The organism is Kushneria sp. EE4 (assembly GCF_977968315.1).
This window is the reverse complement of record NZ_OZ386212.1, coordinates 2,708,034-2,719,719: the sequence shown is the minus strand read 5'-3', so window position 1 is coordinate 2,719,719 and position 11,686 is coordinate 2,708,034. Positions and strand designations below refer to the sequence as shown.

Genomic DNA, 11,686 nt, shown 5'->3' with positions numbered 1-11,686 from the left:
TCGAGGCGCGCCGTGCTTCTCTTATGGCGCGTCACGCATCAACGTGTCAGGGATCAATGGACATGCAGTTAACAGGCATCACGGGTAACGCCGGCCTTTTGTGGCGCGCTCGACTGTCACGCACCGGGCGCGGTCTGGCCGGGCTTTGTCTGGTCATGGCGAGCATGGGGGTGGCCCAGGCGCAGGACCAGCGCGATGACGTGCTGCGCGCCACGCTGGATAACGGGCTTGAGGTCGTGATCGTGCACAGCGACCTGGCGCCGGTGGTGACCACCCAGGTCAACTATCACGTGGGTTCCAGCGAAGGCTCCGAGGACTTTCCCGGGACGGCGCACGCCGTCGAGCACATGATGTTTCGCGGCGGTCCGGGGCTTTCCAAGGATCAGCTCTCGGTCATTTCGGCCAACATGGGCGGCAACATGAACGCCTTTACCGAAAACGATCGCACTCAGTACCACTTCACCGTGCCGGCCGATGATCTGGACGTGGCGCTGCATATCGAGGCCTCACGCATGAAGGCCATCGACATGAGCGAATCGGACTGGGCGCAGGAGCGCGGCGCCATCGAGCAGGAGGTGTCCAGCAATCTTTCCAATCCGGCCTTTCGCTTTTATACCCAGCTGGTCGGGGAGCTTTATCACGGCACGCCCTACGCCTGGACCCCGCTGGGCACGCGGGAATCGTTTGACAACACCACCGCCGCCGACCTGAAGGCCTTCCACGATCGGTGGTACGTACCCAATAACGCCACGCTGGTCATCGCCGGCGACGTCGATCCACAAAATGCGCTCTCCCGGGTGCAGACACTGTTTGGCGATATCCCCGAAAAGGCCCTGCCCGAGCGCCCCGCCTTTGATTTCGAGCCGGTGACGGCGCGCACCGTCGAGCTGGCGACCAACAGCCCCTATGGCTCGATCTACATGGGCTGGCGCACGCCCGGTCTGCAGGATGACGACTTTGCCGCCACCCAGGTGCTGCTGGATGTGCTGGGCTCCGAGCGCGGCGAACTGACCGCCATGGGCTATGACGGCACGGCGCTGGCCGGCGGCATGGGCGGTCAGCTCCAGCCGCACGCGGGTCTGGCCATGGCCGTGGGGGTCTTTCCTCAGGGGGGCGACCCGGCGCCGATCCAGGCGCGCATGCGTGAGATCATCGAGGAGGTGACCGAAAACGGCGTGGACCCCTCATTGGTTGAAGCCGCCAAACGCCGGATCATCGCCGAGGTGGACGCCAGCCGCGAATCGGTCTCGGGGCTGGCCAGTGCCTGGTCGGATGCCCTGATCAAGCGGGGTCTCGATTCACCGCAGGCCATGAAGGCGCAGTACGAGGCCGTCACCGTCGATGACGTCAATGCCCTTGCCAGAAGGCTTTTAAAGCCCGAGCAGGCCATTACGGCGGTGCTGACGCCGGAAACCTCCGGCGAGCCGACCAGCAGCGACGACTATGGCGAGCCGGAAGAGCTGGTCACCCCGCCCGATGGTCCGGTCGAGCTGCCCCGATGGGCCGCGCACGCCTTTGATAACCTTGATATTCCGGTCTCGACGCTGGCCCCGAAGGACTATCGGCTGGATAACGGCCTGCGTCTGATCGTGCAGGTCGAAACCGCCAGCGACCGCGTCATGTTAAGCGGCGCCATCAAGACCAATGACGATCTGCAGACGCCACCAGACAAGGAGGGCGTCGGCGACATTCTGGAAGGCATGTACGGCTACGGCAGCCAGTCGCTTGATCGCCGGGCGCTGCGCGCCGCCGTCGACGAGCTGGGCGCCGAAGAGGGCGCCGGTACCCGTTTTGGACTGGTCGTGGCGAAAGCGAACTTCGATGAGGGCCTGGCGCTTCTGGCCGAGCACCAGCTCAATCCGAATTTCTCCGAGGACGCCTTTAACACCATCAAGGCGCAAAACGCTCAGGCGCTGCCCGGTCGCATGAAAAGTCCGGGATTTCAGAACGCCTATGCCATGCTCGGGGCGCTGTTGCCCGAGGATGACCCCCAGCAGCGCCACATGACGCCCGAGTCGCTCGAGGCCGTCACGCTTGAAGACGTAAAGCAGTACTTCGAGCGTGTCTCGCGCCCGGACATGACCACCATGGTCGTGGTCGGCGACGTCGACCCCGAGCAGGTCCGCGATCAAATCGAGCGCTATTTTGGCGATTGGCAGGCGCAGGGGGCGAAACCCGAGGTGGACTATCCGGCCGTGGCACTCAATCAGGCCGGCGCGTTCAATACGCCCGACAGCGAGGCCCGCCAGTCACAGGTCACCCTGTCGCAGATGATCGATGTCGACCGCGACAGTGAGGATCGCTTTGCCCTGTTTCTGGGCAACCAGGTACTCAGCGGTGACTTTGCGTCACGGCTGCATCAGGCGCTGCGCGAGCGCCGCGGGCTGGTCTACGGCGTCAGCTCGAATCTGGACCTCAAGGCCCACCGCGGGCGCTTTAACGTGAGCTTTGGCAGCGACCCCGACAAGGTCCACCAGGCGCGCGAGCTGATCATCCATAACCTCCGGCGCATGCAGAACGAGCCGGTCAGCGACAGCGACCTGCACCGCGCCAAGAGCATTTTGCTGCGAGCGATGCCGATGCAGGCATCCAGCTACGGCGCGATCAGCGCATCGCTGCTGGGTCTGGCGCTCTCCGACAAGCCGCTGGATGCCACCACGAAGGCGGCGGAACAGTTCGTTGAGCTCACAGGTGATGACGTGCAGCAAGCCTTCCGGGCCCATATTCGCCCGGACGGGTTTGTCACCGGCATTCGCGGGCCGACGGCGCAGTAATCAACGGCCGTAACGTGTTGGTCATCAAAAGCGCCGGGGCCATGCCCCCGGCGCTTTTTTCATGGCTGGCGCACAAGATCGCGCGCGGCCACAAACAGCTGCATGTGGCGCTCGACGAGTGCCTCAAGATCGCGGTCGTAGCCGCCGCCGATGACCGCCGCCACCGGAATGCCGCGCTCGCGGCACTGGTGCAGCACATAAAGGTCGCGCCGGTAGATGCCGTCAAGACTGAGCTCGAAATGGCCCAGCCGGTCACCGGCGTGCACATCGGCGCCGGCATCATAAAACACCAGCTCGGGGCGAAGGCGGTCCAGCAGCGCGGGAAGGTCGCGTTCCAGTACGTTCTGGTAGGCCGCGTCATCGGTGCCGCGGGGCAGGGCGATGTCCAGATCGCTTGAGCGCTTGGTAAATGGGAAGTTGTCCGCCCCGTGGATCGAGCAGGTAAACACGCGCGACTCGTTTTGAAAGGCAAATGCGGTGCCATCGCCCTGATGCACGTCGCAGTCAATGATCAAAATACGGGTCACGCCGTATACGGCCATCGCCTCGTGGGCGGCCACGGCCAGGTCGTTGAGCAGACAGTAGCCGCTGGCGGCGTTGGGGTAGGCGTGATGTGTGCCGCCGGCGGTGTTGCAGGCAAGCCCCGTCTCGAGTGCGGCGCGAAGCGTTGAAAGCGTGCCGCCCACTTCCAGCAGGGTGCGCTCGACCAGCTGCGGTGACCAGTCAAAGCCGCTGCGCTTTCGGGCCTTCGGGTCGCTGTCACCCAGATAGAAGGTCTGGAGATACTCCGGCGTATGGGCGCGCAGCAGCTGGGTGCTGGAGGGCGGTTTGGGTGTGATCCAGTCGATCAGCGGGTCGTCATCCAGGCCCAGCGTCGAGAGCCTGTGGCGCAGGGCGCGAAACTTGGCCATCGGAAAGGGATGGCGCTCGGGCCACTCGAACGTATAGCCCGGATGGTGGATCAGCGGCAGGCGCATGTCAGCCTCGCGTGCCCAGGTGCTGTTCGGCCCGGGCGCGTACCTGCGGGTACGAATAGCCCTCCAGTGCCCCGAACGTTTCAAGACTTCGCGCCTTGAGCGGCGTGAACACCGGCATGGCCAGCGCACAGAGGAAATGTGCCACCCGCTCGGGCGTGGGCGGCTGACTGAAATGCGCCTTATGGCGAGCGATCAGCGGCTCGGCCAGCGCCTCGAAGTCGATGTCTTCCAGCGAGGTCTGCGTCGGCGAGGCCGGCAGACGTGCCACGTGGCCGTCGCACACCGAGCAGTGGCCGCACTGTTCGGGCACGCGCGTATCGCCAAAGTGCAGCGCCAGACGTCGCGACAGGCAGGTGTCGGTCTCAAAGAGCGCCAGCATCTGTGACAGTCGCTCTATATCGGCGTGCTCGCGGGTGCAAAAGCCCTCGTGCAGCTCGCGCGCCATGCCTGCCGGGTCGATATCGCTCTGGCACACCTCGAAGACATCCGTCATGCGCTTGCCCTCAAGCACCACCCAGCCCTTGTCCTGAAAGTACTCAAGCGCGGTGATCACGCGGGTGCGGGTGGCATCGATGCCGGCGGCAAGCCCGGCCTGATGCACGCGCTCGAAATCCACCGTGCCCCAGGTGCGGGCGATGGGAATGTTGTTGATCACCAGTCGAATGAAATCGGCGCGTTCGCCTTCGAATTTCGCGGCCAGCTCAGAAGGCGACAGCACGTAGCGCAGGCGATATTCGGCCAGGTAGGTAAAGCGCGGGGCAATGACCCCCATCATTTCAAGGCGCACCAGCAGCGTTTTCAGCGGCAGCGCCCGGATATTGCTGTCCCGCGAGAGCGTATTCATCACCACCGGCCACTGGCGCTCCGGCGTCTGCCCGGCGGCCTGAATCTCTTCGAGCACCCGCTGGATGCCCTCGCGCTCGGGCGTATCGCCATGGGTGAAGTTTTCAAGCACCCCCAGCCCGTCGCGCCCGGCCAGCATCAGACAGGTCGAGGGCGCCCCGTCACGGCCGGCGCGGCCGATCTCCTGGCTGTAGTTCTCGATCGATTTGGGCAGGTCAAAGTGCACGACGTTACGGATGTTGCGCTTGTCGATGCCCATGCCAAAGGCAATGGTCGCGACAATCACCGGCACCTCGCCGCGCATGAACTGCTGCTGGATCTCGTCGCGAATTTCGGCCCCCAGGCCCGCGTGATAGGCGCGCGCCTGAATGCCGCGGGCGGCCAGCGCCCTTGCCACCGTCTCGGCGCCCTGCTGCAGAGTGACGTAGATGATGGTGGGGGCTTCCTGCCCGGCCACCTGCTGCGGTGCCAGCCACTCGATCAGTGCCTCGACACGCCGCTGTTGCGCCACCGGGCGCACCTGCAGGTTCAGGTTGGGGCGATAAAAACCGGTGGTGATGACATCACCTTCGGCAATGGCGAAGCTTCGCTCCATGTCCTCAATCACGCCGGGCGTGGCGGTAGCGGTCAGCAGCAGCACCTGAGGGATGTTGAACTCGCGCTGGTACTCGGGCAGGCGCAGGTAGTCCGGGCGAAAGTTGTGGCCCCACTCGGAGATGCAGTGAGCCTCATCGATCACCATCAGCGAGATCGGTATCTGGTGAAGAAAGTGGCGAAAGCGTTCGTTGCGCAGGCGCTCGACCGAGACCATCAAAATCTTCAGCTCGTTCTGGCGCGCGCGGGTCATCACCTCGCGCACCGCGTCGCGGTCCATGGTGGAGTCGATGCTTTCAGCCGCAATGCCGCGGGATTTCAAAAAGGCGAGCTGATCCTGCATCAGCGCCAGCAGCGGCGAAATGACCAGCGTCAGATTCGGCAGATGCAGCGCCGGTAGCTGATAGCACAGCGACTTGCCGGCGCCGGTGGCAAAGATGGCCGCCGTGGAGCGCCCGGCCAGCACCCGTTCGATAACCGGGGCCTGGCCCTGGCGAAAGTCTTCAAGGCCGAAGACCGTGTTCAGGGTGTGGCGCGCGGGGGCGGTCGCGTCAGTGGGCATGGAAAACTCCGGTCATCACGGCAGGGAGCGACAGCCTAACGCCCGGGGCGCGAACTGTCAGGGTCTGCGTGATGATCCTCTTCCGCCCAGGGCGCGTGCTCATCCGGCGCGTCGGTCTGCACCGGCCTGAGGGCGGCGCCTTCGCCTTCGTAGCGGGCGGTGCGATAGCTCACGCCGTGGCGCATGCGCGGCGGCTCGGGCCCGACATGCATGGCAGCGACCCGTTCGATGATGGCGCGGTCGGCCATGGTCTGGCGGTCCTGCATGCGCAGATGCTGCAGCCAGTTGGGCACCAGAAAGACCTCCTGCCACAGATCACGCGCTTCGATATCGCGATACAGCGACCAGCGTTTGGCGCCGTTGCGCAGCCGAAGCCGGCGCAGGGGGCGCACAGCGCGGGCAAAGTCGCGGACCTGATCGGCCTCGATGCGATACTCGATGGTCACCATCACCGAGCCGCGGGCCGGGTCAAACTCGAAATCCGGCGCCTCGGTGCGCGCTTCCGGTGCGACCATGAGGCTGTCGCTGTCCAGCGCCGGCAGGCGCGAGGGCAACAGTACCAGCGCCGAGACCAGCAGCAATCCGCCGGCCATCAAAAGGGCGGTCTGCGTGCCCAGGCCCTCGGCCATATTGCCCCACAGAAACGAGCCCATGGTAAGCCCGGCATAGAGCGCGGTCTGATACAGCGCCAGTGCGCGCGCCTTGACCCAGTCCGGCACCAGAATCTGCACGGAGGAGTTGTAAGAGGCCACCGCCGCGATCCAGCAGCTGCCGCCGAGGATCAGGGCCGGAAATATCGCCCAGAGCGCATTGACCGCGCCCAGTATCAGCATCACACCGCCCAGCACCATGGCGGCCACGCTGATCAACCGACTGCTGCCCAGCCGCCGGCGCGCCCGGTTGACCAGCATGCTGGCAGCGATCGCGCCCACCCCCAGCCCGCCCAGCATGTAGCCATAGAGCGAGGCGCCGCCGCCGGGGTGGTCGTGGGCCAAAAGCGGCAGCAGCGCCCAGATAGCGCTCGCCGAGATGCCAAAGATGAACGAGCGCAGCATGATCAGCCGCGTCACGCTGGAGTACTGGGTGAAGTAAATGGCGGCCTTGACCCCTTCCCACAGCCGCTCCGGCGGCAGGCTCTTTTTGGGGACGTCGCGGCGCCAGCGCCACAGTGCCCAGATCAGGGTGCAAAAGCACAGGACGTTGAGCAGAAAGATCCACGCCGGCCCCAGGGCTGCCAGCAGCATGCCGCCGATGGCCGGGCCAATGGCGCGGGCGGCGTTATAGTTGACGCTGTTGAGCAGCACCGCACTGCTGACCAGATGGCGCGGCACCTGTTCGTTGACGGCCGCCTGCCAGGCCGGCGTGGTGATGGCCCCGCCCACGGAAACGCACAGGATCGAGGCAATCAACAGCGTCGGCGTCAGCAGCCCCATAAAGGCAATAACGGTGATAAAGACCCCGCCGAGGACCTCGATGAACAGTCCGAAGAGCATCACCTTGCGTCGGTCGTAGTTGTCGGCAATCACGCCGGTCACGATCGACATCAACACCAGCGGGGCGGCAGCGGCGACCTGAATCATGGCCACCATGACGGGGCTGCCATGCGCCGAGGTCACCACCCAGGCCGCCGCCACCGACTGCGCCCAGACGCCCAGATTGGCGAACAGATTGGCGATCCAGATGATGCGAAAGGCGGGAATCGACAGCGGTGCCCAGGTGCTCAGGTTTTCCGGGCGCGGCGGCAGGGCGGTTTTTTCAAGCGTCAGGTCACTCTGGCGGGATACGGGTTGCAGCATGGGGCACTCTTCAGGTCGATAGCGTTTGATCAGTCAATCGCGTCCAAAACCGGGCCGGGCTAAAAATCATGTTACGCCGTTTCATGCGCCCGGGCAGGCCGGGGCGTGTCTTTTTTCGCCGGTTTGTCCTGTATCAAAATCGTCATCGAACCCCCTGCTAAAGTCGTAGAAGGTGGCGAGCCAACAGCCGCCTGTCGGAGCAGTCATCCTGCGGAGAACTCCATGAAAGTCACGCTTTATAGTGCTCAGCCCTACGATGAACGTTTTTTTGAAGAGGCCCGTCTCGAGGGGTTTGCCGATCAGCCGTTCGAGCTGATCTATCAAGAGGCCACGCTGACTCGCCAGACCACGGCGCTGGCCGAAGGCAGCGACGCCGTGTGCGTGTTCGTCAACGACGTGCTGGATGAAGCCGTGCTTGAAGCGCTGGCCGGCATGGGCGTGAAGGCGATCGTGCTGCGCTGCGCCGGGTTCAACAACGTCGATCTGGCCGCCGCCGAGCGGCTCGGGTTTTTCGTCGCCCGGGTGCCGGCCTACTCGCCCGAAGCCGTCGCCGAGCATGCGCTGGCGCTGGCCATGACGCTCAATCGCCATACCCATCGCGCCTTCAACCGGGTGCGTGAAGGCAATTTCGCCCTTGATGGCCTGCTGGGCGTGACGCTGCAGGGCAAAACCGTCGGCATCGTCGGCACCGGGCGAATCGGTCTGGCCACGGCGCGTATCTTCAAGGGACTCGGCTGTCGGGTGCTGGGTAGCGACCCGTTTCCGGCCGAGGGCTTTGACGCCATCGGCGAGATCGTGGAGGTCGATACGCTTTTGGCGCAGGCCGATATCGTGTCGCTGCACTGCCCGCTGCTGGAGGCCACCCATCACCTGATCAATGAAGCCTCGCTTTTGCGCATGAAACCCGGTGCGATGCTGATCAACACCTCCCGCGGGGCGCTGATCGATACCTGCGCGGTGATCGAGGCGCTCAAGTCACGCCAGCTCGGCGCACTGGCCATCGATGTCTACGAGCAGGAGAGCGGACTGTTCTTCAAGGACCGCTCCTCCGAGATCATCGATGACGATGTGTTCTCACGCCTTATGACCTTTCCCAACGTGCTGGTGACCGGCCACCAGGGCTTTTTTACGGTCGAGGCTCTGCGCGAGATCGCTCAGGTCACCCTCAACAACCTGCTGTGCCTGTCGCGCGGTGCCCACTGCGAGAACGCCCTGATGCAGGGTGACGCCACCGCACGCTGATTACTGATCCCGGGAGGGTCTGCCCATGTGGCAACAGCTTTACGATCCGCTTGGTCAACCGCTGCTGTCGGCGCTGGTGGCGGCCGTGCCGATGGTGTTCTTTTTGCTGGCGCTGACCGTGTTCCGGCTCAAGGCGCTGACGGCGGCGGCTACGACGCTTGTGCTGTCGCTGGTCATGGCGCTGTGGCTTTTCAACATGCCGCTTTCAAAAGCCGTGATGGCGGCGCTTTTTGGTGTGGCCAACGGACTCTGGCCGATCGGTTATATCGTGCTGATGGCGGTGTGGCTTTACCGGGTGGCGGTCAAAAGCGGCAAGTTCGAGATCATCCGCGCCAGCATCGCGACCGTCTCGGAGGATCAGCGCATTCAGGTATTGCTGATCGCCTTCTGTTTTGGTGCCTTTCTGGAGGGTGCGGCGGGCTTTGGTGTGCCGATCGCCATCTGTGCCGCGCTGCTGGTGGAGCTGGGCTTCAAGCCGGTTCGCGCCGCCATGCTGTGTCTGGTGGCCAATGCCGCGGCCGGCGCCTACGGAGCGATCGGCATTCCCATCATTGTCGGGGCACAGCAGGGCGGGGTCACCACCAGTGCGCTGGCCCCGATGCTGATCGCCATTTTGCAGCTCTCCACGCTGTTCATTCCGGCCCTGCTGGTGATGATTCTGGACGGCTGGCGCGGTTTGAAACAGACCTGGCCGGTGGTGGGGCTGGTCGGCGTCCTGTTTTCCGGCAGCCAAGCGCTGGTGCTGTGGCTGCTGGGTCCGGAGCTGGTGGATGTGGTGCCGCCGCTGCTCTCCATGGGCGCGCTGGCACTGTTCATGCGGGTGTGGCGGCCCAGGCACCTCTATCGTGAGCCCGGCGCGCCGGCAGTCAGCTCAAAGCGCTGGCCGCTCAAGGCCGTGCTGCTGGCCTGGTCGCCGTTTTACATTCTGACCGCCATCATCATGGTGTGGAGCTTGCCCGCCTTTCGGGCTCTGCTGGCACCGGGTGGGGCACTGGCCGCCACCGTGCTACAGCTGCCGATCCCGTGGCTTCATCTACAGGTGCAGGAGCTGCCGCCCATTGCTGCAGTACCCCACGGGCTGGCGGCGCTGTGGAAGATCGAGCTGGTGGGGGCGGCCGGCACGGCCATTCTGCTTGCCGTGATCGTCACCACGCTGACCTCGAAAACGCTGTCGCTGCGTCAGAGCGGTGGGCAGCTTTTGAGCGTGGCGCGCGATCTCTGGAAGCCGCTGGCGACAATATGTCTGGTGATGGCGGTGGCCTATGTGGCCAACTTCTCGGGCACGTCTTCAACGCTGGGGCTGGCGCTGGCCGAGACCGGGCGGGCCTTCCCGCTGATTTCGCCAATCATCGGCTGGCTGGGCGTGTTCATTACCGGCTCGGTGGTCAACAACAACGTACTGTTTGCCCATCTTCAGGCCGTCACGGCCGGACAGATCGGGACCAGCCAGGCCCTGCTGGTGGCGGCCAATACCGCCGGCGGCGTCATGGCCAAGGTCGTTTCGCCCCAGTCGATTGCCATTGCGGCCGGCGCCGTTGGGCTGGTGGGTCACGAGTCCGACATCATGCGCGCCACGCTGCGGTTTAGCCTGGCGCTGCTGGTCTATGCCTGCCTGTGGACCTTCGTGCTCTCTCTGCTGATGTAGGTTTCAGCCCTCGCGGCGCTGACGCCGGATCAAAAGCCCCATGGCGGTCAGCGCCAGCGCCGCGACAATGATGGAAAAGGCGATGCCGGCGACCGTCAGGCTGGTCATCGCCGCCGTCACGCCCAGCCCCACCACCGGCAGCGAGATCGCCACGTAGATCACCACAAAGTAGGTCGAGGTGACCTCGCTTTTGCGATCCTTTGGCGAGGCGCCAACTACCTCACCCAGCCCGGCGCGCAGGGTCAGCCCCTGGCCGGCGCCCGAAATGGCCGCGCCGACAAGCATCAGCCAGAGCGAGGCCAGCCCGATGGCACCGCCCACCACCAGCACGCCGACGGCCAGAATCAGACAGCCGATGATCAGACGCTGGCGCTCGGGGATAAAGCGCATACAGGCCTGGCCCAGCGCCGAGGCGATAAAGAGCGTAATGACCACCACGCCAATCATGGCCAGATTGTCGATCGACAGGAGCTTTTGGACGAATGACGGCACGGCGGCGGTGAAAAGCCCCAGCACAGCGGTGCCTGCAAAGCCTGCGATGCCGGCCGGTACGAAAACGCCGCGCACCTCATCGGGGACACCGAGGCGCTGGATCCGAAGGCGCACGCGCTCGGGGCGCTCAACCGTTTCCGGGGCCCACCAGACGCCTGCCATGGCCAGCACGCACAGTACGATATGCAACGCATAGGGCAGGTGCAGCGGCCAGACTGCGTACTGCGCCAGCAAGCCCGCCACCAGCGGCCCCAGGCCCAGCCCCATGACGTTGGTGGCCGTTGCGGTCAGCGTGGCACTCTTTTGCCATTCGCTCGGCGCCTGCTCGATGACAGCGACCGTGGCCGTACCGGTAAAGATGCCCGCCGACAGGCCCGACAGCAGCCGGCCAATCAACAGAGGCACCAGCTCGGGACTCGAGAGAAAGACCACGTTGCTGACAATAGCCAGTGCCAGCCCCGCCATTAAAAGCCGTCGTCGCCCCAGTTGATCCGACCAGCTGCCGAAACCGATCAGGGCGGTAATCACGCCCACGGCATAGGCGGCAAAGATCACCGTGATGATGATCTGGGAGTAGTCCATCCGCGCCTGATAGATCGGATAGAGCGGCGTGGGCAGCGTGGTGCCCAGCATGGCCATCAAGAAGGCGAAGGTGATCAGCACAAACGAGGCGCGCCCCGGAGCGCGCTGTGTCGAGGTTGTAAAACCGGACATGATGAGACTCCCTGTTGTCTGGCAAGCCTGGTACAGATTGCCTCGCG

At 64.6% G+C, this 11,686-nt stretch carries 7 protein-coding genes; 3 read left to right on the top strand and 4 right to left on the bottom strand.

Annotation, left to right across the window (positions count from 1 at the left end):
- Positions 1-62: 62 nt before the first annotated feature.
- Positions 63-2,774 (top strand): M16 family metallopeptidase, encoded by a 2,712-nt coding sequence (locus tag ACXMYO_RS12340; RefSeq protein WP_457808936.1) that lies wholly within the window; start codon positions 63-65, stop codon positions 2,772-2,774.
- Positions 2,775-2,833: 59 nt separating this feature from the next.
- On the opposite strand, the gene ACXMYO_RS12335 is transcribed toward ACXMYO_RS12340, so the two are convergent.
- The 3 genes from ACXMYO_RS12335 to ACXMYO_RS12325 are packed head-to-tail and all read right to left on the bottom strand — an operon-like array spanning position 2,834 to position 7,546.
- Entirely contained in the window at positions 2,834-3,751 is a 918-nt protein-coding gene (locus tag ACXMYO_RS12335) for a histone deacetylase family protein (RefSeq protein ID WP_457808935.1), read from the bottom strand.
- Between the two features lies 1 nt (position 3,752).
- A complete protein-coding gene (locus ACXMYO_RS12330) occupies positions 3,753-5,750 on the bottom strand; it encodes a RecQ family ATP-dependent DNA helicase (protein ID WP_457808934.1) in 1,998 nt (665 codons plus the stop codon).
- 35 nt (positions 5,751-5,785) lie between these two features.
- On the bottom strand, positions 5,786-7,546 hold the full coding sequence (locus ACXMYO_RS12325) for an MFS transporter (protein WP_457808933.1): 1,761 nt from the start codon (positions 7,544-7,546) through the stop codon (positions 5,786-5,788).
- A 222-nt stretch (positions 7,547-7,768) separates the two neighbouring features.
- On the opposite strand from ACXMYO_RS12325, the gene ACXMYO_RS12320 reads away from it, so the two are divergent.
- On the top strand, positions 7,769-8,788 hold the full coding sequence (locus ACXMYO_RS12320) for a 2-hydroxyacid dehydrogenase (protein ID WP_457808932.1): 1,020 nt from the start codon (positions 7,769-7,771) through the stop codon (positions 8,786-8,788).
- 25 nt (positions 8,789-8,813) lie between these two features.
- On the top strand, positions 8,814-10,433 hold the full coding sequence (locus ACXMYO_RS12315) for an L-lactate permease (protein ID WP_457808931.1): 1,620 nt from the start codon (positions 8,814-8,816) through the stop codon (positions 10,431-10,433).
- Positions 10,434-10,436: 3 nt separating this feature from the next.
- Here ACXMYO_RS12315 and ACXMYO_RS12310 read toward each other — a convergent pair whose 3' ends face one another.
- Entirely contained in the window at positions 10,437-11,639 is a 1,203-nt protein-coding gene (locus tag ACXMYO_RS12310; RefSeq protein WP_457808930.1) for an MFS transporter, read from the bottom strand.
- Between the last annotated feature and the right edge of the window lie 47 nt (positions 11,640-11,686).

Excerpts from the sequence above, each read along its gene's own strand:
- ACXMYO_RS12335 (WP_457808935.1), bottom strand. The coding sequence starts at position 3,751 with ATGCGCCTGCCGCTGATCCACCATCCGGGCTATACGTTCGAGTGGCCC.
- ACXMYO_RS12330 (WP_457808934.1), bottom strand. The coding sequence starts at position 5,750 with ATGCCCACTGACGCGACCGCCCCCGCGCGCCACACCCTGAACACGGTC.
- ACXMYO_RS12315 (WP_457808931.1), top strand. The coding sequence starts at position 8,814 with ATGTGGCAACAGCTTTACGATCCGCTTGGTCAACCGCTGCTGTCGGCG.
- ACXMYO_RS12340 (WP_457808936.1), top strand. The coding sequence starts at position 63 with ATGCAGTTAACAGGCATCACGGGTAACGCCGGCCTTTTGTGGCGCGCT.
- ACXMYO_RS12310 (WP_457808930.1), bottom strand. The coding sequence starts at position 11,639 with ATGTCCGGTTTTACAACCTCGACACAGCGCGCTCCGGGGCGCGCCTCG.
- ACXMYO_RS12320 (WP_457808932.1), top strand. The coding sequence starts at position 7,769 with ATGAAAGTCACGCTTTATAGTGCTCAGCCCTACGATGAACGTTTTTTT.
- ACXMYO_RS12325 (WP_457808933.1), bottom strand. The coding sequence starts at position 7,546 with ATGCTGCAACCCGTATCCCGCCAGAGTGACCTGACGCTTGAAAAAACC.